This is a genomic window from Microbacterium sp. NPDC087592, assembly GCF_044743585.1.
In the GTDB taxonomy this organism is placed as follows: Bacteria; Actinomycetota; Actinomycetes; order Actinomycetales; family Microbacteriaceae; genus Microbacterium.
This window is the reverse complement of sequence record NZ_JBIUWT010000001.1, coordinates 332,020-357,536: the sequence shown is the minus strand read 5'-3', so window position 1 is coordinate 357,536 and position 25,517 is coordinate 332,020. Positions and strand designations below refer to the sequence as shown.

The following is a 25,517-nucleotide window of genomic DNA, read 5'->3' as shown; positions in this document are numbered from 1 at the left end:
GCCACTCCGCCCCTTCTGCACCGGATGCCGGACTCTGTGAGTCCGCTCTCGCATCCGTCCCCTTCCGCAACCGCATTCCATACGAAACTCGTCTGAGAGACATGTCTTCCTCGCCTTCCGCGCAGAATCCCTCGCCTTCGTCCACCCTTTCCACTCCGGCCGCACTGTGGCGGCTGAAGCCGTTCGTGAAGCCCGTCATCTGGCGGCTCGCCGGCGGTGCTGCCAGCGCGCTCATCGCGGCCATCATCGCCCTGATGATCCCGATCGTCCTCGAGCAGATCATCAGCGGACCGGTCCGCTCCGGTAACTTCACCGCGATCGTCTGGGGTGCCCTCGCCGTCTTCGCGCTGGGGCTCGGCGAGGCGCTGATGGTCTGGCTGCGTCGTCAGTTCGTGCTCAACCCCTCGACCGAGGTCGAGTACAAGATGCGCACCGAGCTGTATTCGCGCCTGCAGACGCTGCCGGTGTCTTTCCACGACAGGTGGGGCTCCGGTCAGCTGCTCAGCCGCATGATGCAGGACATCGGCCTCATCCGCCGCTGGCTGGCCTTCGGGCTCGTGCTGCTCGTCGTCAACGTGCTCACCATCATCATCGGATCGGTGCTGCTGTTCCGCTGGCACTGGCTGCTCGGCACGATCTTCCTGGTCACGGCGATCCCGCTGTGGATCCGCGGCTACCTCTTCGAGAAGCGCTACGGCGCGCTCACCCGCCGCAGCCAGGACCAGGCCGGCGACCTCGCGACCAGCGTCGAGGAGAGCGTGCACGGCATCCGCGTGCTGAAGGCTTTCGGCCGCGGCAAGCACGCGCTCAGCCGCTTCAGCCGCCAGGCCGAGACGCTGCGCGAGACCGAGATGAGCAAGGCCGGTGCGATCGCGTCGATCTGGTTCTGGCTCGACATGATGCCGCAGATCGCGTTCGGCCTCAGCCTGATGTCCGGCATCTGGCTGATCTCCGTGGACCAGATCGGCGAGGCACAGCTGTTCGCGTTCTTCGCGATGGCCGTCGTGCTCCGCTGGCCCATCGAGTCGATCGGTTTCCTGTTCTCGTTCATGCTCGACGCCCGCACGGCGACCGACCGCGTGTTCGACATCTTCTCCGAGACCAACACCATCACGGACCCGGAGAACCCCGTGCACATCGAGAACCCTCGCGGCGAGCTCGCGTTCGTGAACGCCCACTTCCGGTATCAGGACGCCGGTGCGAACGAGCGCGATCTGCTCGACGGCATCGATCTGGTCCTCCGCCCCGGCGAGACCATGGCGCTGGTCGGTCTCACCGGCAGCGGCAAGACCACGCTCACGACGCTGCCCACCCGCCTGTATGACGTGACGGGCGGCAAGGTCACGCTCGACGGCGTCGATGTGCGCGATCTTCCGCTGTCCGAACTGCGTCAGCACATCGCGATGGCGTTCGAAGACGCGACGCTGTTCTCGGCGACCGTGCGTGAGAACGTGCTGCTCGGCCGTGCCGACCTCGACGTGCACAGCGAAGAGGGGGAGCGCGTGCTCCGGGAAGCGCTCGACGTCGCGCAGGCGTCGTTCGTGGACTCGCTGCCCGACGGCGTCGAGACCGTGATCGGCGAGGAGGGGCTCAGCCTCTCCGGTGGGCAGCGTCAGCGGCTCGCCCTCGCCCGCGCGGTGGCGGCGGCGCCGAAGGTGCTCGTGCTCGACGACCCGCTGTCGGCGCTCGACGTCGACACCGAGGCGCTCGTCGAAGAGGCACTGCGGCATGTTCTCGCCGAGACGACGGCTCTGATCGTGGCGCACCGTCCCTCGACCGTCGCGCTCGCCGACCGCGTCGCGCTGCTCGAAGCCGGCCGCGTGACCGCGGTGGGCACCCACTCCGAGCTGCTGAAGACGAGCCGGCACTACCGCCACGTGATCTCCAGCCTGGAGGCCGAGGAGGCGGCGCGGACCGGGGCGATCCCGATCATCCGCGACGAACAGCTCGAGGTCGAAGACGAGGTCCGTGAGGGCCGCAGAGCCGAGGCCGCCGACGAAGACCCGATCACCGAGAAGGAGGTGCAGCGATGAGCTCCGCCATCACCGGAACCCAGGACGAGGATCGTTCCGAGTACACCCGCGAGGAGAGCAGGGAGATCCGTCGTCGGTCTCTCCGGCTGCTCGGATCGCTGGTGCGCCCGCTGAAGCCGCAGATCGTGCTGGCCGCCGCGGTACTGATCATCTCGACCGCTCTGCAGGTCGCCGGTCCCATCCTGATCAGCATCGGCCTCGACCGTGCGCTGCCTGCAGCCATCGACCAGGCCGACTGGATGCCGACCTTCATGATCGGCGGCATCTACTTGGCCGCCGGCATCCTGGCCGCCGTGATGATCGCCTGGTACGTCATCATCGCCGCCAAGCTGACGCAGGCCGTGCTGCTCGATCTGCGCAAGCGGATCTTCCTGCACACCCAGCGCCTGAGCCTGGAGTTCCACGAGTCGTACACGTCGGGTCGCATCATCTCGCGCCAGACGAGTGACCTCGATTCCATCAAGGAGCTCCTCGACGGAGGTCTGAACGAGCTCGTCTCGGGCGTGCTCTTCGGACTCTTCACCTTCATCGCCCTGTGCTTCTGGGACTGGCAGTCCGGCCTGATCCTCGCGATCGGCGGTGTGCCGCTGTTCTTCCTGATGAAGTGGTTCTACTCGCGCTCGCAGCTGGTCTACCGCGAGTCGCGTGTGATCAGCGCGAAGGTGATCGTCCAGTTCGTCGAGACGATGACCGGCATCCGCGCCGTCAAGGCGTTCCGCAAGGAGCCGCGCAACGACAAGGCATTCCAGGAGATCGCGGGAGAGTACCGCGATGTGAACCGCCGCTCGATGCTGCTGTTCGGCACGTTCGAGCCCGGTCTCATGGGCGTCGCCGCGCTGGTGCTCGGCATCGTCGTGCTGTGGGGCGGCATCCGCGTGTCCGAGGACGCGCTCACCGTGGGTGTGCTGCTGTCGGCGGTCCTCTACGTGCGCAACTTCTTCGCTCCGATGCAGGAGATCGCGATGTTCCTGAACTCCTACCAGTCGGCCACGGCCGCGCTGGAGAAGGTGTCGGGCGTGCTCGAAGAGGTGCCGACCGTTCCGGATCCCGAGAAGCCGGTCGACCTGTGGGAATCCCGCGGCCACATCCGGTTCGACGAGGTGACCTTCGGCTACAACGGCGAGAAGACGATCCTCCCGAACTTCTCGCTCGACATCCCCGCCGGTGAGACGATCGCCCTGGTGGGCACGACCGGTGCGGGCAAGTCCACGCTGGCCAAGCTCATCTCGCGGTTCTACGACCCCTCCCAGGGGCGGGTCACTCTCGACGACGTCGACCTCCGCTCGCTGCACCCGAAGGACCTCCGCCGCGCGATCGTCATGGTCACGCAGGAGGCCTACCTGTTCAGTGGCACCGTCGCCGACAACATCGCCCTCGGCAAGCCGGATGCGTCGCTCGACGAGATCAGGGCCGCCGCGCGTGCGGTGGGAGCGGACGAGTTCATCTCGTCCCTGCCCGACGGCTACGGCACCGACGTGAACAAGCGCGGTGGACGGGTCTCGGCCGGTCAGCGTCAGCTCATCTCGTTCGCCAGGGCGTTCCTCGCGGACCCCGCGGTGCTGATCCTCGACGAGGCCACGGCATCGCTCGACATCCCGTCGGAGCGGTTGATCCAGGATGCGCTGCAGACCCTGCTCAAGGACCGCACCGCGATCATCATCGCGCACCGCCTGTCGACGGTCGCGATCGCGGACCGGGTGCTGGTGATGGAGCACGGGCAGATCATCGAGGACGACACTCCGGCCGCGCTCATCGGCGGTACCGGCAAGTTCGCCCAGCTGCACGCGGCCTGGCAGGAGACACTGGTCTGATGACGCCGATGACCTCACCTCTGCGGGCGCGGGACCTCCCCGTGCTCGCAGCGGTGGGGATCGGCGTCGGGAGTACGGCACGGGGGATCCGTCCGTCGCCGCGCCTGGGTAGCATCGAATCATGGACCCCTTGCTGCTCGCCGCCGAGTGGTGGTGGATCGCGCCGACCGCCGTCGCTGCGGGAACGGCCGGTGCGATCGGTCTGCGTCGCCGGAGCAGCACGATGAGCGGGCGTCGGCTCGAGGTCGATGCGGCGCGCCACGACCTCAGGACGGCGCAGCGGATCGCGTCCGAGCGACGCATCGCCCTGAAGATCGCCCGTGCCGATCTGGCTCGCGTGACCGCGGAGCGCGCAGCGCAACGCGCGACAGCGGAACAGGTGGCCGGAGCGCGGCGCATGCTCAAGGAACGGGAGCGCGACGCCAAGGCGGCCTCGGCCGACGTGCGCGCCCGGCAGGTGCGTCTGAACGCCGCACGCGCGGCGATACCGGCGTCCTCCGAGCCCGGCCCCGTGGAACGGCTGCATGCCACGCACGACGCCGTGACGGTCCGGTGGATGCGGTACGAGACCGACCCCGCGCTCCAGATCGCCTATCCCGCGATGACCGATGTCAAGCTCCCCGCCACGGCGGCGTACCTGCGGGCAGCCGGACACGCGGCCGAGATGCGGCGCGCGGTCTCCGGCAAGACCACCCCCGCCGACTTCGCGGCCTACCGAGACGCAGTCGCCGAGCTCGAGCGCGCCTTCGAGGCCGCCGAGCACGCGGCGAGGGTCCAGGCCGGCGAGGCCCCGCCGAACGCGGCGTGGCAGGACGCGGCCCAGGACATGCTCAGCCGCTCGGCTGAGGCGATCGACCGTGCAGCCGGTGCGGCGGCATCGGCCATCGCCGCCTGGACCAACCGGAAGAAGCCCGGCAAGCCGGACGACCGCCCCTGACGGCCGCCCGGCGAAGCACGTCAGGCGGTCAGCCCTCCACGGTGCGGGTGCGGATGAGCTCCCGGTACCAGAGCCCCGAGTCCTTCACGGTGCGTGCGAGGTCGTCGAAGTCGACCCGCACGATGCCGAAGCGCTTGGCGTAGCCGTACCCCCACTCGAAGTTGTCGAGCAGCGACCACACGAAATACCCGCGCAGGTCGACGCCGCGCTCGAGCGCCCGGTGCGCCGCGGTGAAGTGTCGGCGCAGGTAGTCGGTGCGCTCGACGTCGTGCACGGCACCGTCGCCGGTGACCTCGTCGTCGAACGCGGCGCCGTTCTCGGTGACCATGAGCGCCTGCTCGGGGAACTGCTCGGAGAGCGACACCAGCAGCTCCTCCAGTCCCTCCGGAGCGATGTTCCAGCCCATGGCGGTGTAGGGACCGGGCTGCTCGACGAACTCGACCAGCTGGTCGCTGCCGGGCCAGGCCGTTCCGCCCGCGGCACCCTTGTGGCCGTCGTTCTGCTGCTTCGGCGAGACACCGTCCCAGAGGCGCACGGTCGCGGTCGAGTAGTAGTTCACGCCGAGCACGTCGATCGGCTGGGCGATCGTGGCGAGGTCCCCGTCCTGCACGAAGCTCCAGTCGGTGACCGACGCGGTGTCCTCGAGGAGATCGGCCGGGTATTCGCCGCGCAGCATCGGGCCGGTGAACGCGCGGTTGGCGAGGGCGTCGATGCGGCGCATCGCCTCGGCAGCCCCGTCGCCGTGCCCGCGGAGCACGTGGAAGTTCAGGGTGACCGAGTAGTCGGGGTCGCCCGTCGAGGTGGATCGCAGCGCTTGCACCGCGCGACCATGGGCGAGGTTCAGGTGGTGCACGGCAGACAGTGCCGATTCCGGTTCGTGCCGTCCGGGTGCGTGGCCGCCCTGGCCGTAGCCGAGGTAGGCCGAGCACCACGGCTCGTTCAGTGTCGTCCAGGTGTGCACGCGGTCGCCCAGGGCCGCACCCATGATCTCGGCATAGCGCTCGAAGGCGTCGGTCGTCGCCCGCGATGTCCAGCCGCCGGCATCCTCGAGGTACTGCGGGAGGTCCCAGTGGTAGAGCGTCGCCACCGGCCGGATTCCGCGTTCGAGCAGCCTGTCGACCAGGCGCGAGTAGAAGTCGATCCCGGCCTGATTCACCGCGCCCGATGCGGTGGGGACGATGCGCGGCCAGGCGATCGAGAACCGGTAGGCCTCGAGCCCCAGGTCGGACATCAGATCGAGGTCCTCGTCCACACGGTGGTAGTGGTCGCACGCGACGTCGCCGGTGTCGCCGTTCCAGACCCGACCCGGTGTCTTGCTGAAGGTGTCCCAGATCGAGGGGGTGCGCCCGTCCTCGGCCGCGGCTCCCTCGATCTGATAGGAGGCGGTGGCCGACCCGAACGTGAAGTCCTCGGGGAACACGAGTCCGGAGCCGCGGTAGTCGTCGCGGGGCGTGAGCAGGCTGGTCATGCGGTGATCTCCTCGAGGTCGACGGTGTAGTCCTCGGCGCGTCCATCCGGGTCCGTGACGGTGACCGTGGCGCTGCCGGCGCCGCCGGGGAAGACCCGGAGCCGCAGTCCGTCATGGTAGTCGTAGTCCGGGCGGTCGACCCGGGCGCCCCAGGGGAGCGCCGTGCCCGGCCGTACGTACAGCGGCAGCGAGTCGAACCCGTGCTTCTCGCGCCGCCAGCCGCCGCCCGTGACGGTCTCGCCCGTCAGCAACGAGGTCCATTCGCCGGCGGGGAGGTAGAACTCGACCTCTCCGTCTTCGGTGAACACCGGGGCGACGAGCAGGTCGGAGCCCAGCATGTACTGCCGGTCGAGGTAGGCGGTCGCCGGATCCTCGGGGAACTCCAGCACCATCGGCCGCATCAGCGGCACCCCCGTCGCCGCGGCATCCAGACCCTGCTGGTACAGGTACGGCATCAGGCGCATCTTGAGGTGCGTGAACTGCCGTGTCACCTCCACGGCCTCCTCGTCGAACGCCCACGGCACCCGGTACGAGCTCGAGCCGTGGAAGCGCGAGTGCGACCCCAGCAGCCCGAATGCCGTCCAGCGCTTGAAGACACCGGCATCCGGCATGCCCTCGAACCCGCCGATGTCGTGGCTCCAGAACGCGAACCCCGAGAGCGCGAGCGACAGGCCTCCGCGCAGCGTCTCGGCCATCGACGTGTAGGTCGAGGTGGAGTCGCCGCCCCAGTGCACGGGCATGGTCTGGCCGCCGGCGGTCGCGGACCGGGCGAACAGCACCGCGTCGCCCTCGCCGCGTGTCTCGGTGAGCACGTCGAACACCGCGCGGTTGTACAGGTCGGTGTAGAGGTTGTGCATGCGCTCGGGGTCTGCGCCGTCGGCCCACACCACATCCGTGGGGATGCGCTCGCCGAAGTCGGTCTTGAAGCAGTCGACGCCCTGCGCGACGAGGCCCCGCAGCTTCGACTGGTACCAGGCGGTGGCGTCGGGGTTCGTGAAGTCGACGAGCCCCATACCGGCCTGCCAGAGGTCCCACTGCCACACCGAGCCGTCGGCGCGCGTGACCAGGAAGCCCTGATCGGCCGCCTCCCGGAACAGGGGGGAGCGCTGGGCGATGTAGGGGTTGATCCACACGCAGACCCGCAGCTCCTTGTCGTGCAGGCGTCCGAGCATCCCCTCGGGGTCGGGGAAGACCCGCGGATCCCACTCGAAGTCGCACCACTGGAACTCGCGCATCCAGAAGCAGTCGAAGTGGAAGACCGAGACCGGCAGCTCGCGCGCGGACATCTCGTCGATGAAGGAGTTCACGGTCTGCTCGTCGTAGTCGGTCGTGAAGCTGGTCGACAGCCACAGCCCGTAGGACCAGGCGGGGACGACGGGCGGGCGACCGGTGAGAGCCGTGTAGCGACCGAGCACGTCCTTCGGAGTCGGACCCGCGATCACGAAGTACTCGAGCACCTCGCCGGACACCGAGAACTGCACACGCTCGACGGATTCCGAGCCGATCTCGTAGGAGACGTGGCCCGGGTCGTTCACGAGCACGCCGTAGCCGCGGTCCGAGAGGTGGAACGGCACGTTCTTGTAAGCCTGCTCGCTGGAGGTGCCGCCGTCCGCGTTCCAGATCTCCACGGTCTGACCGTTCTTGACCAGCGGTCCGAAGCGCTCGCCGAGTCCGTAGACGTGCTCTCCGACGCCCAGGTCGAGCTGCTCGTGCACGTAGGCGGATGCGCGGGGAGCTGCGCCGCCCTGCCGTCCGTTGCCGACGATCCCGCGATCGACCTGCGCATCGTCCGCCAGCCGCACGTAGCCCTGCGCCTTGTGGCCGCTGCCGGTCACCCGGCGTCCGTCGACCTCGAACGAGAGGTCCCACGGCTCGCCGGGGGTGATGCGGGCGACCAGGGATCCGGCGTCCAGCACACCGCCGTGGTCGCCGACGGAGATCGAGGCCGTTCCCGTTCCCGCGCCGGGCAGCGAGAAGCCGCCGTGCCAACGTCCACCGGCGTGATGCGCGATGCGTACGCGGATGACGCCCTCCGCGGGGGCGGAGAGGGTGGTGGTGAGCACGGGGCGGTTGAGGGTGTCGCCGCGTTTCGCGATGACCATCGTGGGTGCGGTGATGACGATGCCGGTTCCGTCCGGCGTCTCGTCGGTCTCGGCGATGTCGTACGCCTCCTGCGCATAGAGCGCGGTGACCCCGGGACGCAGCTGCCAGAACCCGTCGGTGAACTTCATTACTTGACTGCTCCTGCGGTGATGCCCCGGGTGAGGGTGCGTTGGAAGATGAGGAAGAAGATGAGCGTCGGGATGATGCCCAGCAGCGCCGAGGCGCTCGTGGTGGTGACGTCCATCAAGCGGTCGCCCTGGAGCACGCTGATGGCGACGGGAACCGTCTGATTCGCATTCGAGGCGAGGAACGTCAGCGGGATGAGGAACTCGTTCCACGTCCAGATGAAGAAGAAGATCAGCAGGACCGAGAGCGTGGGACGGCTGATCGGGAAGATCACTCGCCACAGGATCTGCCAGCGGCTCGCACCGTCGAGCGACGCGGCCTCCAGCACCTCCTTGGGGAACGTGCCGTAGACGGACGAGAGCAGGTAGGTGCCGAACGCCGCCTGGATGACGGTGAAGACGATGATGACCGACCACACGTTGTCGTACAGTCCGACGGACTTGAACATGTAGTACAGCGGGTAGAGCAGAGCCTCCTGCGGCAGCAGGTTGGCCATCAGGAACAGCAGCACGATCCACGAGCGACCGCGCACGCGCCCGATGCCGATCGCGAAGGCGTTGAGCATCGAGATGACCACCGCGAGCACCGACACGATCCCGGCGATGAAGATCGAGTTCCAGACCTTCTCCGGGAAGTTCACCCGCTCCCAGAACTTGATGATGCCGCCGAAGTCGAGCGACTCGGGGAGGGCGAGGGGGCCGGAGGTGGCGTAGTCGACGGGCGACTTGAACGAGTTCACGAGCACCAGGTAGAACGGCGCGATGACGAGCAGTGCGCCGACGATGACGAGAGCCAGCAGCAGCCAGTCGATCGGTCGCTTCTTGGTCATGCCGCCGCGCGGGCGCGTCTTGGCGGGCTTTCCGGTGACGATGGCGGTGGTCGCGTGCATCACAGACCCGCCCTTTCCTTGCGCTCGAGGGAGTTCTGGACGCGGATGAAGATGATCGACACGATCACCACGACGATGGTCAACACCGTCGCGATCGTGGCACCGTAGCCGACGTTCCGCTTCGTGAAGAACTCCTGGTAGGCGTAGTACGCGGGCACCAGGGTGGCACCGGCAGGGCCGCCGCGGGTGATGATGTAGACCGGACCGAACACCTTGAGTGCGGCGATCGTGCAGGTCAGGGTGACGACGAAGATCTCGGGGCGGATGATGCTCATCGTGATCGCCGAGAACCGCTGGAACCAGTTCGCGCCGTCGAGCTCCGCAGCCTCGTACAGCTCGGGGTCGACGCGCTGGAGCGCGGCCATGAAGACCACGACGGGGTAGCCGAGCTGCACCCACACCATGACCACCATGAGCACGATGAGCGCCGACGGCATCTGACCGAGCCAGTCGTAGGCGGGCAGGCCGAACCACCCGAGCATCTGGTTGAGGGCGCCGTCGCTGCCGGGGCGTACGATCCAGCCGATCACGATGCCGGCGACGGCGATCGGGAGGATCTGCGGGAGGTAGTACGTGGCCCGGAGGAAGCTGCCGACCTTGCCGCCGAACTTGCGTCCGACGACGTCGAACAGGAGCGCGGCGACGATCAGGCCGACGATCGTGGGTACCACGACCATCGCGATGATCATCCACACCGAGTTCGTGAACGAGGTCCAGAAGTCGTCGTCGGTGAGGATCTTCTGCCAGTTCTCGAGCCCGATGAACTCCGGAGTGCGCACCCCCTTCCACTTGGTGAAGGTCAGGTACACGTTCCAGATGAGCGGGACGATCACGACGACGAGCAGGAGCACGAAGCCGGGCAGCAGGTAGATCCAGTAGGCCCCGGTCCCACCGCGGCGCTGCGGGATCGACGGCTGTTCGGGCGGCAGCTTCGTGCGGCCCTCGCGGCGGGTGGCGAGTGACATGTTCATCTCCAGGGGGATGCGGGGGCGGCGTCCTTGCGGATGCCGCCCCCGCGGTCGATCAACGGAAGTCGGCGGTGCCTTCGTCGTACTGCTCGCCGAGGTTCTTGTTCGTGGTCTCGACGTCCTGCACGCCGGTGACGAGGCCCTGCAGCTCCTGCACGATCACGTCGTAGAAGCCGGGCGCGGGCCAGTCCGGGTAGAACGAGAGGCCGTCGGCGTCGAGGACCCCGTTGAACGTCTCGATGAGGGCCGCGCTCTTCTCGTCGGTGATGTCGGCGGTGTCCGCCGCGACGGGGAGACCGCCGTTGTTGCCGATGATCGCCTGGATCTCGGGGCGCATCGTGATGTCGATGAACTCGTAGGCGAGGTCCTTGTTGGACGCGTTCTCGGGAACGACCCAGAGGTTGCCCGAGGAGCCGAGCGAGAGGTCCGCTCCGGGGAACGCGGCCATCGACCAATCGAAGCCGGTGGCCTCCGCGACGAATCGGCCGAACCACCACGAGCCCGAGACGAAGATCGGCGACGAGCCGTTGATGAACGAGACGCCGGCGTCTTCGGCCTTGACCGACGAGACGTCGGAGGCGATGTAGCCCTTGTCGACATATTCCTTCAGGGTCTCGGTCGCGGACGTGACCTCGGGGCCTTGCCAGTCGACGGGCTCCTTGTAGAGCTGGTAGTCGTCGACGAAGCCGCGGTCGGCCTCGAGCAGCGCGAGCTGGTACCAGAGCTGCCCCAGCGGGTACTCGGCGCCGGCTTCCGCGAGCGGCGTGACGCCCTGGGCGACGAAGGCGTCGAGCACGTCGACGAACTCCTCGTAGGTGGTGGGGATCGCAAGGCCCGCCTCAGCGAAGGCATCCTCGTTGTAGTAGACGCCGACGAACTCGCCGTAGTTCGGAACGCCGAACCAGGTGTCACCGCCCATCACGCCGTCTTCCGAGTACTTGGCGGTGGTCTGCAGCGACGGCGCCAGCTTCTCGTCCCATCCGTACTCCTCGACCGCGTCGGAGATGTCGGCGATCAGGCCGGTGGAGGCGAGGAAGCCCGCGGTCGCGTTGCCCTTGTTGAACTCCATGAGGTCGGGCGCGGCGTCGGTGTCGAGCACCTGGCTCGCGGTCTTCTGGATCTGCTCGAAGGACTTCTCCTCGAACTCGACCTTCGCTCCGGTCTCCTTCTCGAAGATCTTGATGGACTCGGCCCAGGCCTTGCCCATCGCGCTGTCGGCGCCCTCGTAGTGCCAGAGCTTGAGGGTCTGACCGTCGCCGCCCTCGTCGCCCGATCCGGCCGTACAGCCGCTCAGCGCGATGCCGGTCGTCGTGAGCGCGGCCACCAGGGCCAGCGCCTTCGTCCTGCGGGTGCTGCGTGCCATCGTCGGCACTCCTTTCTCAATGGCCCCATGGGCCGGACACTTCACTGGGTCGGATTGTTCAGTTGTGGACAAGGCATCGTCGAAGCGTTTCGATCGCGAACATGCCGGCGAGAGAGTGAGGAGGACGATCAGTCCTGTGCGGGGGAGACGGAGCCGACCGAGCGGTACTCGGGCGGGATGAGGTGGATCTCGGCGGGGGCGAGAGGGTCGTCCAGACGGCGAACCGCCAGGTCGACCGCGAGTTCGCACGATCGCTGCGGCACGAGTGGGATCGTGTCGACGGGGACCGGCAGTGCCGCGGTGTCGAAGGACGCGGCGGCGGAGATCACCGAGACGTCGTCGCCGACCCGCAGTCCGTGTTCGGCGAGCACGGACAGCAGCACCTGGTGTACGTCGTCGACGGCGTGCACGATGAACGCGCGGTCTCCGCGGGCGAGCGCGGTCTCCGTGCACGCACGCACGGCGGACGCATCCGTCACCGCCGAACCGGAGGCTGACCAGTCGAGAGTGACGTCGCGGGCGGCTGCCTGTTCCTGCGCGCCCCGGAGCAGACGGCGGGGGAAGTTCGATTTGCGGTACGAGACCTCGGTCTGACCGAGCAGGGCGATGCGTCGGTGACCCACGTCGGCGAGACGGTCGACCGCCAGCCGACCGGCCGCTTCGAAGTCGAGGTCGACGCAGGTCAGACCCTCGCGGTCGTCGGGCAGGCCGATGAAGATGGTGGGCGTGCCGACCGAGCGGGCGATGGGGACGCGCTCGTCGTCAGGAGCGACGTCGAGCACGAGGATTGCGTCGACGAGGTTGCTCGCCGCCACGCGGTTCATCCCCTCGGACGCCTGTTCGTCGGTGAGGAGAAGGATGTCGAAGCCCTGTCGCCGTGCGGCGACCGCGGTCGCGAGCACGAAGGCCATGTGGGTGGGGGCATGCGTGTCGGCGCGCAGCGGCTCGGTCAGGGCGAAGATGTGGGTGCGCCGACCGGCCAGCATGCGCGCGCCGGCATCGGGCTCGTAGCCGAGGGCCTGCACGGCATCCTCGATGCGCATCCGGGTCTTCTCCGAGACCGGGCGCTTGCCGCTGAGGGCGTAGGAGACCGTGCTGATCGACACACCGGCGGCGCGTGCCACCTCATGGATCGTCGTCATCGGGACTCCATCGTCATCGTGCGGGAAGCAATCGTCGAAGCGCTTCGCTCACGCTTCTCCAGCGATGATAGACACGACCCGTCGCCCTGCGCAAGCCTTTTGTGGTCATGCGCAACAAATAAGCTTCCGCAACCGTGGGAGCGATCCCGCGGTCTAGGGCGACGAGGTCTCGATGGGGGAGGGGATTCGAGACCCCGCCGCCGGCCTAGGACGTGACGCGGATCTCGGCGATGACCTCGCCGTAGGCGGTCTCGCCGACAGGCGTGAAGCCGACGCGGTGGAAGAAGGTCTCGGGCCCGCCCTCGCCGGCCTCGTAGATGACGTTGACGTGGTCGACGTCGCGCGCCTTGGCCTCTTCGACCAGCGCCTCGACGGCGAAGCGGCCGACGCCGCGACCCTGATCGTCGGCGTCGACGTTGATGCGCCACAGCACGGAGCGGAAATGCTCCTCCGGTGCTTCGGGATCGAAGTTCGCGCTGACGAAGCCGACGACCTCGTTGCGGTCGAGGATCACCCGCTGCCAGGAGGTCTGCGGGTTGATGACTGTGGCTGCGATCCCGTACGAGACGGGAGCGAGGAACTGCTCCTGTCCGGGCTTGAGCGACAGGTTGTTCACGGCGACGATCGTCGCAGCGGAGAGTTCGACCATGCGCAGTTCGGACATGGACCCAGGCTAACCCCTCGGGCCGGAACCGACACGTCTCGGTCGAACATTTCGTCCAGAACTGGCCGATCGTCACCACTCGCCGGACGTCGGTGAGAGGCCGGGGCAACGGGCCCGAAGCCACTCAGGTATCTTGGTATCGAGACAAATAGACCACAAGAGCGGAGAACCTCCCGGTGACCGACGAAGCCATCATCTACACCCACACAGACGAGGCGCCGGCACTGGCCACCGCCTCGTTCCTGCCGATCATCCAGGCCTACACGGGTCAGGCGGGCATCGACTTCGAGACCCGCGACATCTCGCTGGCAGGCCGCATCCTGGCCGCCTTCCCGCAGAAGCTCACGCCGGAGCAGCAGGTGGGCGACGCGCTCGCCGAACTGGGCGGCCTGGCCACGCTCCCCGAGGCGAACATCATCAAGCTGCCGAACATCTCGGCATCGATCCCCCAGCTCAAGGGCGCCATCGCGGAACTGCAGAAGCAGGGCTACGACATCCCCGACTTCCCGGACGAGCCGTCGTCGCTCGAAGAGAAGGACGTGCGCGCGCGCTACGACCGCATCAAGGGTTCCGCCGTGAACCCGGTGCTGCGCGAGGGCAACAGCGACCGCCGTGCGCCTCTCGCCGTGAAGAACTACGCGAAGAAGCACCCGCACCGCAACAAGCCGTTCGCCGCGGGATCGAAGACGCGCGTCGCCACCCTGGGGCACGACGACTTCAAGCACAACGAGCGCTCCTGGGTCGCTGCCCACGACGACGTGCTGAGCTTCCGGCACACGGCCGAAGACGGAACGGTCACCGTGCTGAAGGAGGGCCTCAAGGTCCTGCCGCGCGAGATCATCGACGCGACCTTCCTCTCCGCCAAGGAGCTGGATGCCTTCCTCGCCGAGACGCTGAAGACAGCCGCGGCCGACGACGTGCTGTACTCGGTGCACCTCAAGGCGACCATGATGAAGGTCAGCGACCCCATCATCTTCGGTCACGTCGTGAAGGCGTTCTTCGCCGACGTGTTCGCGCAGTACGGCGACAAGCTCGCCGCGGCCGGACTCAGCGCGAACGACGGGCTCGGCTCGATCCTCGCTGGGCTCGCGAACGTGGCGGGTGGCGACGAGATCGCCGCCGCCTTCGACAAGGCGATCGCCGAAGGGCCGCGCCTGTCGTACGTGAACTCGGACAAGGGCACGACGAACCTGCACGTGCCGAGCGACGTGATCGTCGACGCATCGATGCCCGCGCTCGTCCGCAACGGTGGAAAGCTCTGGGGCAAGGACGGGGAAGAGGCTGACACCCTCGCGGTGATCCCCGACTCCTCGTACGCGAGCGTCTACCAGGCCGTGATCGACGACGTGATCGCGAACGGTCCGCTCGACCCGGCGACGATCGGCACGGTTCCCAACGTGGGGCTGATGGCGCAGGCCGCCGAGGAGTACGGCAGCCACGACAAGACGTTCGAGATCGCCGCAGACGGCATCGTCCAGGTCCTCGACAGCGAGGGCACCGTGCTCATCGAGCACACGGTCGGCAAGGGTGACATCTGGCGCGCGACGCAGACCAAGCACATCCCCGTGATGGACTGGGTCAAGCTCGCGGTCACGCGTGCACGCGCGACCGGCGACCCCGCCGTGTTCTGGCTCGACGCGAACCGCTCGCACGACGCGCAGATCATCGCGAAGGTGCACCAGGGGCTCGCGACGCTCGACACCAAGGGCCTCACGATCACGATCCTCGCGCCCGAGGAGGCGACGCGCTACACGCTCGCCCGCATGCGTCACGGGCTCGACACGATCTCGGTCACCGGCAACGTGCTGCGCGACTACCTCACCGATCTGTTCCCGATCCTCGAGGTCGGCACGAGCGCCAAGATGCTCTCGATCGTGCCGCTGCTCGCGGGCGGCGGTCTCTTCGAGACCGGCGCGGGCGGGTCCGCACCGAAGCACGTGCAGCAGCTGGTCGAGGAGAACTACCTGCGGTGGGACTCCCTCGGCGAGTTCTTCGCGCTGGCCGCATCGCTCGAGCACTTCGCCGACCGCACGGGCAACGAGAAGGCCCGCGTGCTGGCCGAGACGCTGGACGCCGCGACCGGCACCTTCCTCGAGGAGGACCGCTCCCCGGGCCGCGCGCTGGGCACCATCGACAACCGCGGCAGCCACTTCTACCTGGGCCTGTACTGGGCTCAGGAGCTGGCGAAGCAGACGAAGGATGCCGAACTCGCCGCATCCTTCGCGCCGATCGCCGCCACGCTCGCCGAGAACGAGGAGAAGATCGTCTCCGAGCTCAACGCGGTGCAGGGCAAGCCGGTGGAGATCGGCGGCTACTACCGTCCCGACGAGGATCTCGTCGCCGCGGTCATGCGTCCGTCCGCCACACTGAACGGCATCGTCGACGCACTGCGCTGACACACGAGAAGGGGGTGGATGCTTCGGCATCCACCCCCTTCTTCATGTCCGCGGGAGAGCGGTTCAGTAGTAGACCGAGACCTCGAGGCCGACCGGCGACCAGTCGTAGACGTACTTGGCGAGATCGATCGGGAGGTTCACGCAGCCGTGGCTCATCCGCTGGCCGAAGTTGTTGTGCCAGTAGGTGCCGTGGAAGCCGATGTTCGGCGCGAACCAGGTGATCCAGGGGACGTCTTCGGTGCAGTAGGGCGCGCCCTCGTAGCAGCCCATGTCCTGGATGGCTGTGTGCGCGAACACCTTGAAGTTGCCGGCCGGGGTCAGCGTGCCGGGCAACCCGGTCGACACCGCCCAGGACTGCACGACCTCGTTGTTCTGGAACAGGTAGGCGCGCTGCGAGCTCAGGTTGATCTCGATGCGGCGGAACAGGTTGACCGTCTCGAAAGCGGTCTCGCCCACGGTGAGCTTGTAGACCCCGTCGCCGGCGGCGAGCTGCTGAGCGAACTGCTCGGCGATGCCCGACGTATCGCCGACGGCGCGGCCCACGACGCCCTCCTGCTCGGCCCGCAACACGGTGCCGGCGGAGTCGACGATGTTCGTGGCGTTGACCGGCGCCCGGTCGACGAGACCCGGAAGCGTGTCGACGGTGGCCTGGATGGCCTGGGCGTCGGCTTCGATGCGCAGCTGGCCGTCTTCGTCGACCACGGTCAGCCAGGTGGCTGCGACCGCGGGCTTGACCGGCACGGTGCGTTCGTCGCCGACGTAGAAGCCGATCGCCCCGAGCATCGTGTTCAGCTCGGTGGCGGTGGCGGTGGCGTCGTCGTCGGAGACGGCAGGCAGGGCCTCGGCAGGACCGCCGGGGTATTCGAGAGACGTCTTCCCCGCGGCCACCGCATCGGTGAAGGCGGCGGTGAGATCGTCGACGTCGATTCCGGTGCCGGGCTCCGAGGCCGTGACGATGTACTTACCGCCGGCGGGGTCGAATGCGACACCGGCGTCCACCGGGTCTTGGAAGCTCGACGGCACGGCGCTGCGCAGCGCCGCTGAGGCCTTCTCCGCATCGAGGGCGATGTCGGCGGGAACCGGATCGCCCATCCACATGCCGAGGTTCCACAGCGGTCGGGCGGCGAAGGCGGCATCGGCGAGAGCGGTCGCATCGAGGGACGCGCCGAGGTCGGCGCCGGTCAGGACCGCGTCATCTCCGTCGCCGGTGAGCGTGACCTCGGTCTCGGCGAGATGCGTGCTGATCGCTTCGGCCGCGGCGCCCGGTGTCATCCACCCGACCGGGATTCCGGCGACGGTGGTTCCCGGTGCGATGAGTACCAGCGAGGCTGCTCCCGCGCCCAGGGCGACGACGCCGAGTCCGAGCCCGATCCAGAGGCCGAGGCGGCGCTTCTTGGGGGCCGGTTCGACGGGGGCCCACGCCAACGGCTGTTCGCCGGTGGTGGGCGGGACGGCGTGGGTGGCCGAGTCCCGCGGCGTGAGTACGGCGGTGGGCGTGGCGTCGTCGCCGTGCGCCTCGGCTGCTGCGCCCGGCGCAGAAATCAGATCGGTCACGAACTTCACCCCCCGGATCTCAAACGTGTCCTGAGGTCCAATGGTACGGGATGGGAGGTAACGGGGAGGCAACGGTCCGTGATATCGTCCCTCCCCGCGCCAGGTCAGTCGACGATGGCGATGCCGTCGATCTCGACGAGCATCTCCTCGCGGGGGAGACCGGTGAAGACGGTGGTGCGCGACGGGAGGACTCCGCTGGGGGTGTTCGCGGTCACGAAGGCGCCGTAGGCATCGTTCATGATCGGGAAGTCCTCGCGCTTGGTGAGGTACACGCGCAGCATGACGATGTCGTCGAACGTCGCGCCCGATGCCTCGACGATCGCCTTGACGTTCTCGAGGGTGCGAGTGGTCTGCGCGGCCACGTCGCCGGGGAAGAGGTACTCGTTCGTCTGCGGGTCGACCGGGCCCTGGCCGGACACCTGGACGAACGGGCCCTTGCGGATCCCCTGCGAGAAGGTGTGCGCGGGAGCGGGGGCGGCATCGGTGGAAACTCGGATCTTCGCGGTCATGCCGTCCAGCCTAGTAGCCTTGTTAGATGCCTCTACAAATTCCGGATCCCGTTCTCGGCGCCTGGACGAAGGGCTTCCCGGCGCATGCTGCGGGACTCCGACTCTCGGAGGTCGCGGGCGCCGATCTGCGCCTGTCCGACCTGGTCACTCCGGTGCTCACGGTGCACGAGGACGCGCTCGTGCACAACGAGAGGACCGTCTTCGCGTGGGCGCGGGAGCAGGGTGTGCTGCTCGCGCCGCACGGCAAGACCACGATGGCGCCGGCCCTCTGGCAGCGGCTCCTCGAAGCGGGCGCGTGGGGCATCTCGGTCGCGACGCCGTGGCAGGCCGAGGTCGCCGTCGACGCCGGTGTCGCGACGGTGCTGATCGCCAATGCTGTGACGGATGCCGCGGCGGTGCGCCGCCTGAGCGCACTGCTCGCCGCCGATGACGGGCTGCGGGTGCTGTGCTGGGCGGACTCTCTCGCCGGCGTCGCGATCCTGGCGGATGGGATGCGCGGTGCTGAGCGGCCGCTCGACGTGCTGGTCGAGCTCGGCGGCGCGCAGGGCCGCACCGGCGCCCGCAGCGTGGAGGAAGGCGAGCGGATCGCGCAGGCGATCTCGGAGGCTCCCGGGCTGCGACTCGCCGGTGTCGCCGGGTACGAAGGTCCGTTCGGGCCGGATCGCAGCGACGCTTCCGTCGCGGCCGTCGACGCCTATCTCCGGACGATCGTCGAACTGCACACGCGCCTGGTGTACCCCGCGGACATCCGCCCTGTGCTCAGCGCGGGCGGCAGCTCGTTCCCCGATCGGGCTGCCGCGGTACTCGCGCCCCAGGGCGCGGAGGCCGACGTCGTCCTGCGGTCGGGTGCCTTCCAGATCCACGATGACGGCTTCTACTCCCGCATGTCGCCGTTCGGTCCGTTGACCGGAACCGCGCCACTTCGTTCGGCGATGCATGCCTGGTCGCGTGTCGTCTCGCAGCCGGAACAGGGCCTCGCCCTGTTGGACGCGGGCCGTCGGGACGTGCCGTTCGATCTCGATCTGCCGGTCCCGCAGTCGGTCGACGGTGAGATCACGGCGCTCAACGATCAGCATGCGTTCCTGCGGTTGGCGGACGGCTCTTCGGCGGCGGTCGGCGACGTGGTGCGTCTGGGGCTCTCGCACCCTTGTACGGCGTTCGACAAGTGGCGGGTGGTCGCCGTGATCGACGACCCCGACGCCGAGGATCCGCGCGTGATCGGGGCGGTCGCGACATGCTTCTGAGCGCGGAGAAGGCCGCAGCGGGCCTGGTGCGGGTCTACCGCGGAGCGACCGTCGTCGACGGGACCGGGGCGGCCCGTTACGTCGCCGATGTCGCGGTCGAGGGCGCGCGGGTGGCCGCGGTCCTGCCGAAGGACGCCACCGAGAGCCTCGAGCTTCCGGAGGGGGCGGTCGAGGTCGACGCGGCCGGCCTGGTGCTGGCGCCCGGATTCATCGACATGCACGCGCACAGCGACCTCGCCGTGCTGAGCGGCGCTGCCCACGAGGCGAAGATCCGGCAGGGCGTCACCACCGAGGTGCTCGGTCAGGACGGCCTCGGCTACGCCCCGTCGGACGACCGCGCGGCCGCTGTCATCCCCGGCCAGATCGCCGGATGGAACGGGATGCCGGCCGAGGTGCCGTGGCGGACCGTGGACGACCTGCTCGCCGCGATCGACGCCGCGACCGTGGCGAACGCGGCGGTCCTCGTGCCGCAGGGGAACCTGAGGATGATGGTCGTCGGGCACGAGAACCGTCCGGCCACAGCCGCCGAGATCGCTGCGATGGCCGATCTGCTCGGCGCGGCGTTGGATTCCGGTGCGTTCGGGATGTCGAGCGGCCTCACCTATACGCCGGGGATGTACGCCGACACGGCGGAGCTCGAGGCACTGTGCCGCGTGGTCGCGGAGCGTGGTGGCTACTGGGCGCCGCACACCCGCAGCTACGGCGGGGGAGCGCTCGACGCCTACCGGGAGGCGCTCGACATCGGCCGCCGCACCGGGTGTCACGTCCACCTCACCCACGCCACGATGAACTTCACCCCGAACCGGGGGCGGGCAGCGGAGCTCCTCGCTCTCATCGATGAGGCCATCGCGGATGGCGTCGACGTGACCCTGGACACCTATCCCTATCTGCCGGGAGCCACTACGCTCGCTGCCCTGCTGCCGAGCAGGCTCGCCGCCACGGGCGACCTGTTGCGTGCTGTCGCCGAGCTGGACGCGGCCGGTCGGGAGACGGTCCGAGTCGAGCTCGAAGAGGTCGGCTGCGACGGCTTCCACGGCGAGAGGGCCGACTGGACGCAGATCCAGATCTCCGGCACGGCCCATCCTGACCTGGTCGACCTGGTCGGTCGGACGGTCGCCGAGATCGCCGAGACCACGGGGCGTCGAGCCGTCGACGTCGTGCTCGACACGATCATCGCCGATGCCGGGGCCACCGGCATCCTGATGCACATCGGCGATGAGGAGAACGTCCGCGCGATCATGCGCCACCCGCAGCACACCGGCGGAAGCGACGGCATCCTGATCGGTGCGCGGCCGCACCCCCGTGGCCGGGGCACGTTCCCGCGCTATCTCGGACACTACGTGCGCGAGCTCGGCATCCTCACGCTGGAGGAGGCGGTGCAGCACCTGGCGGGTACACCGGCCAGACGGCTGGGCCTCGACCGCGACGATGCTCCGCGCGGTGTGATCCGCTCCGGCGCGACCGCCGACCTGGTGCTCTTCGATCCCGAGACCATCGCTGCCGGCGCGACCTTCGACGAGCCGTTCACCCCACCGCTCGGCATCGTCGAGGTGCTGGTCGGCGGAGTGCCCGTGGTCTCCGACGGCGAGCCCACCGGTGCCACGCCGGGGCGGGCGCTGCGGATGCCGCCGGTGGCCCATCGAGCCACGGTGCCGCGCATCGACGCACGCATCGACCCGCTGGCAACAGGTTTCGCTTGGTCGGACGAGACACCCGTGCTCGCCACCGCGGAGCTCGCCACCGTTGCGGGCCGGCTGGGTGGAGTCGGTCGCGACGACGGACGGCCGGGCATCCGCCTCGTGGTCGATGAGACGCTCGGCGCCGATGCCGCAGCGGCGGGTCGCATCGCACCGGAGGCGTTCCGCGTGAGTGTGAGCGCCTCGGGCATCGAGGTCCGGGGTGCGAGTCCTGCCGGCGTGTACCGGGGTGCCACGGTGCTGCGGCAGCTCCGTGACCCGGACGGAGCGACGACGCCGATTCCGGCCGGAGTCTGGGAGGGAGCGCCCGCCTATGCGTGGCGAGGCGCGATGCTCGACGTCGCACGTCACTTCCGGACCGTGGAAGAGGTCCGTCGTCTCATCGACCAGCTCGCGGATCACCATCTCAACGTCCTGCACCTGCATCTCTCGGATGACCAGGGCTGGCGGTTCGAGGTGCCGGGCTTCCCCCGCCTCACCGAGATCGGTGCCCGTCGAGCAGCGACGCAGCGCGGCCACGGTCCGCTCGCGACCGTCGAGCCCGGCGTCCATGAGGGCTTCTACACGACCGCCGAGTTGCGTGATCTCGTGAGGTACGCCGCCGAACGCTTCGTCACGCTCGTCCCGGAGGTCGAACTCCCCGGTCACGTGCAGGCCGCGCTCGCCGCCTATCCCGAGCTCGGGAACACCGACGTCGGCGACCCGGTCGAGTCGCCGTGGGAGCGGTTCGGCGTGAACCCGCGCACGCTCGCGCCCACCGAGGCCTCGCTGGCCTTCGGGCGCGCGGCCATCGACGCGCTGTGCGACGTGTTCGACTCGGAGTGGATCGGCATCGGCGGTGACGAGGTCCCGGTGACCGAGTGGGCGCAGAGCGCCGCGGCCGCCGCGCGTATGCAGGAGCTCGGACTCGCCACCGCGCACGACGTGCAGCCGTGGTTCACGGCCCATTTCGTCGCTCATGTACGCGCCAGAGGTCGCACGGCGCTGGCGTGGGACGAGGTGCTCGAGGGCGACGTGCCCGACGGCGTCCGGATTCTCGCATGGCGTGGCCCGGTCGCGATGCGCGCGGCTCTCTCGCGGGGCATCGAGGTCGTGGCCTGCCCCGACCTCGAGGCGTACCTCGACTACCCGCAGTCCGAATCCGCGGAGGAGCCCATCAGGGTCGGCCCGCCACTGACGATCGAGCGGGCGTACACCCTGCGCGTCGAGGACGGAGCCGTCGGCGGTCAGGCCAACGTCTGGAGCGAGCATCTGCCCACCCGTGATCGGGTCGACTTCGCGATGTTCCCTCGTCTGTCGGCGATCGCCGAGCGGCTTTGGGAGGGTGGTGACCCGGCACCGTTTGCGGACTTCGGTCGACGTCTGCCGATGCAGCTGCGCCGTCTCCGCGCGGCGGGGGTGCGGTATCGTCCACTGGACGGACCTGCACCCGATCAGCGTCGTCCCGGAGTGCCCGGCAAACCCCTCACGGTCGAGGCGCGCGAGCGCATCGTCGCCGGTCTGGTGACGCGGCTTCTCGAGCGTTCGGAGGACGCCTCCGCCGAGCTTCGAAAGTAATGTAACGTTTCGGTAACCCTCCTCGCGCGACCGCGGGGAGAGGTTGCACAAATTTTGTTCGTAAGGTCTACTAACAAACATGTCCGTTTCGGATGAACAGCGTCCCGCGCCGCCGGTAGAGTACCTCGGCGCGAACACGCATGCCTTCGGCCCGGGGCGCCACCTGCGCTCGCGTGCGAAAGTGCTTCCCGAGCATGCACGCGGCCACAACCGTGCACTCGTGCTGCAGACGCTGTATCACGCCGGTGCGATGAGTCGTGCGGATCTCTCGCGAGAGACCGGGCTGACCCGAGTCACGATCTCCGACCTGGTCGCCGAATTCATCGCCGACGGCATCGTCATCGAGATGGGCGTCCGCGAGGCCGTAGGTCCGGGCAAGCCGCCCATCCTGATCGACATCGACCGCGTCGGCCACCAGATCCTCGGCCTCGATCTCTCGGGTCCCAGCGCTTTCACCGGCGCGGTGCTGAGCCTCGACGGCGACGTGCTCGAACGGCGTGAGGTGCCGCGGCCGGACTCGCCCGACGGCGAAGCGGCGTACGCGGCCCTGCACGAGCTCGCCAAGACTCTGGTCGCCGCTTCCACGCAGCCGCTGCTCGGCGTCGGCATCGGAACTCCCGGTGTCGTGCGGCCCGATGGACTCGTCCTCAGCTCGCCGAACCTCGGCTGGACGAACTTCCCGCTCGAGGCGAAGCTCGGCATCGACCTCGATCTGCCCGTCCTCGCCAGGAACGACGCCAACGCGGCGGTGCTCGCCGAATACACGTTCGGCGATGCGAAGGCCGACTTCATGCTGATCAAGATCGGCAAGGGCGTCGGCGCCGGGCTCATCACCGGCAGCCAGCCGCTGCTGGGCAGCCGCTTCGCGGCGGGGGAGATCGGACACGTCGTCGTCGGCACCGACGGCGGTCCCCGATGTGCCTGCGGCAAGGATGGCTGTCTCGAGGCCTGGCTGAGCGTCAGCCGCCTGCGTGCGGCGCTGGAGTCCGACTCCGACGCTCGCGACGAGATCCTGCGCGACGCCGGAACGCGCATGGCGATCGCCGTCGCTCCGATCGTCGCTGCTCTCGACCTCTCCGAGGTCGTGCTCTCCGGTCCCGCAGATCTGCTCGACGGCATCCTGATCGATGCCGCGATCGAGACGCTGCACGCCCGCACGCTCGAGGGCGTGTTCGAGGACGTGGTCGTGCGCCGGACCCACCAGGAGGACATCGTCCTGCGCGGCGCCGCCGTCATGGTGCTCTCCGGCCAGTTGGGCGTGTCGTGACGCTCCCCTTCGCCACCGCGGAGACCGCGGGGAGCAGCATCCGATGAGCGATGCGCGTGCTGCCGACCCCGCCGGTCGGCGGATTCGAGTGGGCCTGGACGTCGGCGGTACCAAGATCGACGCCGTGGCCGTCGACTCTTCCGGGGAGATCATCGGCCGACTCCGCCGGGTCACCGGCTGGGGAGACGATGCCGTCGTCGAGAGCATCGTGACGGCCGTCAGCGGGCTCGCCGATGAAGTCGGATTGTCGCTGTCGGACATCGGCTCCGTCGGAATCGGCATCCCCGGGCTGGTCGACGCCGACGCCGGCCGCGTCGACCATGCGGTCAACCTCGGCGTGGAATCCCTCGATCTCGCCGACCGTGCCGAACAGGAGCTCGGCATGCCGTTCCGTGTGGAGAACGATGTGAAGGCGGCCGCACTCGGTGCGGCGGCCCTGAGCGGGGTCACCGGGTCGATGGCATATCTCAACCTCGGCACCGGCGTCGCCGCCGGCATCGTGATCGACGGCCGCATCTGGCGCGGGGCCCGTGGCACAGCCGGGGAAGTGGGGCACCTCTCGGTCGATCCGAAGGGACGCCTGTGCGGATGCGGTCAGCACGGCTGCGTCGAGACGTTCTGCGGCGGCGGAGCGCTCGCCAAGGCCTGGGGTCGCCCGGGCGCGCTGCCGATCAGAGACATCTTCGACGCCGCGGACGCCGGCGATCCGCTCGCTCTCGCGCTCCGAGAGGACCTGTTCCACGGCGCTGCCGCCGCCGTTCGTGTGCTCGTGCTCTCGGCCGACGTCGAGACCGTCGTCATCGGAGGAGGGCTCACGGCTCTCGGCGACCGCCTGGAGGCCGGCGTACGTGCGGCGCTGCATGCCGGCGCCGACGCGTCGCCGTTCATGCGGTCCCTCCGCCTGGATGAGAGAATCGAACTGCTTCCGGCCGGGTCTCCCGCTGCCGCTTTCGGCGCCGCACTGGTCGGCGCATCCATCACCGAGAAGGAGATCGTCCCGCATGGCTGAGGTCGTCATCGTCGAGAATGCCGAGGCCGCAGGCGCCTTGGTCGCCACCGAGATCGTCGAGCTGATCGAACGCCGGGCGGATGCGGTGCTGGGGCTGGCGACCGGATCCACTCCGCTTCCCGTGTACCAGGCGCTGCGCACGCAGCTCGCGGGTCGCGACGTCTCGCAGGTGCGCGGCTTCGCGCTCGATGAGTACGTCGGCATCGACCCGTCGCACCCGGAGAGCTACCGCTCCGTGATCACGCGCGAGGTCGTCGAACCACTCGGTCTCGACCCGCAGCGCATCCACGTTCCCAACGGCGCTCTCGCGACGATCCAGCACGCCGGCGACGACTACGAGGTCGCCATCGATGCGGCCGGTGGGGTCGACCTGCAGATCCTCGGGATCGGTACCGACGGACACATCGGCTTCAACGAGCCGGGGTCGTCCTTCGCGTCGCGCACCCGGGTGAAGACGCTCACGGAGCAGACCCGCGAGGACAACGCGCGCTTCTTCGACTCCATCGACGACGTGCCGATGCACTGCATCACGCAGGGACTCGGCACCATCCTGAAGGCGCGGCACCTGGTGCTGCTCGCTTTCGGCGAAGGCAAGGCCGAGGCCGTGGCCGGCGCCGTCGAGGGACCGCTCACCGCGCTCCTTCCGGGCTCCGCCATCCAGCTGCACCCGCATGCGACGATCGTCGTCGATGAGGCTGCGGCATCGCGTCTCGCTCTTGCCGACTACTACCGCTACACGTTCGCGAACAAGCCGGCCTGGCAGGGCATCTGACGTCTGCC

General features: G+C 68.8%; 18 protein-coding genes. 9 read left to right on the top strand and 9 right to left on the bottom strand.

Annotated elements, in window-relative coordinates; genetic code table 11:
• Positions 1-101: 101 nt before the first annotated feature.
• The 3 genes from ACIOTO_RS01725 (at position 102) to ACIOTO_RS01715 (ending at position 4,781) form a co-directional block, all read left to right on the top strand.
• On the top strand, positions 102-2,033 hold the full coding sequence (locus ACIOTO_RS01725) for an ABC transporter ATP-binding protein (RefSeq protein WP_400856132.1): 1,932 nt from the start codon (positions 102-104) through the stop codon (positions 2,031-2,033).
• Positions 2,030-3,844 carry an ABC transporter ATP-binding protein gene (locus ACIOTO_RS01720; protein WP_400856131.1) on the top strand — a complete coding sequence of 605 codons (1,815 nt, stop codon included), beginning with the start codon at positions 2,030-2,032 and terminating at the stop codon, positions 3,842-3,844. The genes ACIOTO_RS01725 and ACIOTO_RS01720 overlap by 4 nt, the downstream gene beginning before the upstream one ends.
• A 121-nt stretch (positions 3,845-3,965) precedes the next feature.
• The gene (locus ACIOTO_RS01715) at positions 3,966-4,781 is read left to right on the top strand and encodes a hypothetical protein (protein WP_036303542.1); all 816 of its coding nucleotides are present in this window, start codon (positions 3,966-3,968) and stop codon (positions 4,779-4,781) included.
• 28 nt (positions 4,782-4,809) lie between these two features.
• Here the strand turns inward: ACIOTO_RS01715 and ACIOTO_RS01710 are convergent, their stop codons facing one another.
• The 7 genes from ACIOTO_RS01710 to ACIOTO_RS01680 all read right to left on the bottom strand — a co-directional run bounded on the left by ACIOTO_RS01710 (position 4,810) and on the right by ACIOTO_RS01680 (position 13,504).
• Positions 4,810-6,249, bottom strand: coding sequence for a GH1 family beta-glucosidase (locus ACIOTO_RS01710; protein WP_400856129.1), 1,440 nt, complete (start codon positions 6,247-6,249; stop codon positions 4,810-4,812).
• Positions 6,246-8,480, bottom strand: coding sequence for an alpha-xylosidase (yicI, locus tag ACIOTO_RS01705; protein ID WP_400856127.1), 2,235 nt, complete (start codon positions 8,478-8,480; stop codon positions 6,246-6,248). Before yicI ends, ACIOTO_RS01710 begins: the two co-directional genes overlap by 4 nt.
• Positions 8,480-9,367, bottom strand: a complete 888-nt coding sequence (locus ACIOTO_RS01700) for a carbohydrate ABC transporter permease (protein WP_136042701.1) — start codon at positions 9,365-9,367, stop codon at positions 8,480-8,482. Before ACIOTO_RS01700 ends, yicI begins: the two co-directional genes overlap by 1 nt.
• Positions 9,367-10,332: a carbohydrate ABC transporter permease gene (locus ACIOTO_RS01695; RefSeq protein ID WP_262003262.1), complete on the bottom strand. Its 966-nt coding sequence runs from the start codon at positions 10,330-10,332 to the stop codon at positions 9,367-9,369. Before ACIOTO_RS01695 ends, ACIOTO_RS01700 begins: the two co-directional genes overlap by 1 nt.
• A gap of 58 nt (positions 10,333-10,390) precedes the next feature.
• On the bottom strand, positions 10,391-11,698 hold the full coding sequence (locus tag ACIOTO_RS01690; protein ID WP_400856124.1) for an ABC transporter substrate-binding protein: 1,308 nt from the start codon (positions 11,696-11,698) through the stop codon (positions 10,391-10,393).
• 128 nt (positions 11,699-11,826) lie between these two features.
• Positions 11,827-12,840 carry a LacI family DNA-binding transcriptional regulator gene (locus ACIOTO_RS01685; RefSeq protein ID WP_215067441.1) on the bottom strand — a complete coding sequence of 338 codons (1,014 nt, stop codon included), beginning with the start codon at positions 12,838-12,840 and terminating at the stop codon, positions 11,827-11,829.
• Positions 12,841-13,045: 205 nt separating this feature from the next.
• Positions 13,046-13,504 (bottom strand): GNAT family N-acetyltransferase, encoded by a 459-nt coding sequence (locus ACIOTO_RS01680; protein ID WP_029262312.1) that lies wholly within the window; start codon positions 13,502-13,504, stop codon positions 13,046-13,048.
• Positions 13,505-13,680: 176 nt separating this feature from the next.
• Between ACIOTO_RS01680 and ACIOTO_RS01675 the strand changes: the two genes are divergently transcribed.
• Entirely contained in the window at positions 13,681-15,900 is a 2,220-nt protein-coding gene (locus tag ACIOTO_RS01675; RefSeq protein WP_400856123.1) for an NADP-dependent isocitrate dehydrogenase, read from the top strand.
• Between the two features lie 63 nt (positions 15,901-15,963).
• Here ACIOTO_RS01675 and ACIOTO_RS01670 read toward each other — a convergent pair whose 3' ends face one another.
• Together ACIOTO_RS01670 and ACIOTO_RS01665 are read right to left on the bottom strand one after the other, a co-directional pair.
• Entirely contained in the window at positions 15,964-17,454 is a 1,491-nt protein-coding gene (locus ACIOTO_RS01670) for a L,D-transpeptidase family protein (RefSeq protein ID WP_400856122.1), read from the bottom strand.
• 104 nt (positions 17,455-17,558) lie between these two features.
• A complete protein-coding gene (locus ACIOTO_RS01665) occupies positions 17,559-17,963 on the bottom strand; it encodes a RidA family protein (RefSeq protein ID WP_400856121.1) in 405 nt (134 codons plus the stop codon).
• Positions 17,964-17,989: 26 nt separating this feature from the next.
• Between ACIOTO_RS01665 and ACIOTO_RS01660 the strand changes: the two genes are divergently transcribed.
• From ACIOTO_RS01660 to nagB, 5 genes are all read left to right on the top strand, one after another.
• A complete protein-coding gene (locus tag ACIOTO_RS01660) occupies positions 17,990-19,207 on the top strand; it encodes an alanine racemase (protein ID WP_400856119.1) in 1,218 nt (405 codons plus the stop codon).
• Positions 19,198-22,461, top strand: a complete 3,264-nt coding sequence (locus ACIOTO_RS01655; protein ID WP_400856118.1) for a family 20 glycosylhydrolase — start codon at positions 19,198-19,200, stop codon at positions 22,459-22,461. Before ACIOTO_RS01660 ends, ACIOTO_RS01655 begins: the two co-directional genes overlap by 10 nt.
• A gap of 79 nt (positions 22,462-22,540) precedes the next feature.
• Entirely contained in the window at positions 22,541-23,728 is a 1,188-nt protein-coding gene (locus tag ACIOTO_RS01650; protein WP_372468770.1) for an ROK family protein, read from the top strand.
• Positions 23,729-23,771: 43 nt separating this feature from the next.
• Positions 23,772-24,737: an ROK family protein gene (locus ACIOTO_RS01645; RefSeq protein ID WP_400856117.1), complete on the top strand. Its 966-nt coding sequence runs from the start codon at positions 23,772-23,774 to the stop codon at positions 24,735-24,737.
• Positions 24,730-25,509, top strand: a complete 780-nt coding sequence (nagB, locus tag ACIOTO_RS01640) for a glucosamine-6-phosphate deaminase (RefSeq protein WP_105711852.1) — start codon at positions 24,730-24,732, stop codon at positions 25,507-25,509. Before ACIOTO_RS01645 ends, nagB begins: the two co-directional genes overlap by 8 nt.
• The last annotated feature ends 8 nt before the right edge of the window (positions 25,510-25,517 follow it).

Excerpts from the sequence above, each read along its gene's own strand:
- ACIOTO_RS01725 (WP_400856132.1), top strand. The coding sequence starts at position 102 with ATGTCTTCCTCGCCTTCCGCGCAGAATCCCTCGCCTTCGTCCACCCTT.
- ACIOTO_RS01720 (WP_400856131.1), top strand. The coding sequence starts at position 2,030 with ATGAGCTCCGCCATCACCGGAACCCAGGACGAGGATCGTTCCGAGTAC.
- ACIOTO_RS01715 (WP_036303542.1), top strand. The coding sequence starts at position 3,966 with ATGGACCCCTTGCTGCTCGCCGCCGAGTGGTGGTGGATCGCGCCGACC.
- ACIOTO_RS01710 (WP_400856129.1), bottom strand. The coding sequence starts at position 6,249 with ATGACCAGCCTGCTCACGCCCCGCGACGACTACCGCGGCTCCGGACTC.
- yicI (WP_400856127.1), bottom strand. The coding sequence starts at position 8,480 with ATGAAGTTCACCGACGGGTTCTGGCAGCTGCGTCCCGGGGTCACCGCG.
- ACIOTO_RS01700 (WP_136042701.1), bottom strand. The coding sequence starts at position 9,367 with ATGCACGCGACCACCGCCATCGTCACCGGAAAGCCCGCCAAGACGCGC.
- ACIOTO_RS01695 (WP_262003262.1), bottom strand. The coding sequence starts at position 10,332 with ATGTCACTCGCCACCCGCCGCGAGGGCCGCACGAAGCTGCCGCCCGAA.
- ACIOTO_RS01690 (WP_400856124.1), bottom strand. The coding sequence starts at position 11,698 with ATGGCACGCAGCACCCGCAGGACGAAGGCGCTGGCCCTGGTGGCCGCG.
- ACIOTO_RS01685 (WP_215067441.1), bottom strand. The coding sequence starts at position 12,840 with ATGACGACGATCCATGAGGTGGCACGCGCCGCCGGTGTGTCGATCAGC.
- ACIOTO_RS01680 (WP_029262312.1), bottom strand. The coding sequence starts at position 13,504 with ATGTCCGAACTGCGCATGGTCGAACTCTCCGCTGCGACGATCGTCGCC.
- ACIOTO_RS01665 (WP_400856121.1), bottom strand. The coding sequence starts at position 17,963 with ATGACCGCGAAGATCCGAGTTTCCACCGATGCCGCCCCCGCTCCCGCG.
- ACIOTO_RS01660 (WP_400856119.1), top strand. The coding sequence starts at position 17,990 with ATGCCTCTACAAATTCCGGATCCCGTTCTCGGCGCCTGGACGAAGGGC.
- ACIOTO_RS01655 (WP_400856118.1), top strand. The coding sequence starts at position 19,198 with ATGCTTCTGAGCGCGGAGAAGGCCGCAGCGGGCCTGGTGCGGGTCTAC.
- ACIOTO_RS01650 (WP_372468770.1), top strand. The coding sequence starts at position 22,541 with ATGTCCGTTTCGGATGAACAGCGTCCCGCGCCGCCGGTAGAGTACCTC.
- ACIOTO_RS01645 (WP_400856117.1), top strand. The coding sequence starts at position 23,772 with ATGAGCGATGCGCGTGCTGCCGACCCCGCCGGTCGGCGGATTCGAGTG.
- nagB (WP_105711852.1), top strand. The coding sequence starts at position 24,730 with ATGGCTGAGGTCGTCATCGTCGAGAATGCCGAGGCCGCAGGCGCCTTG.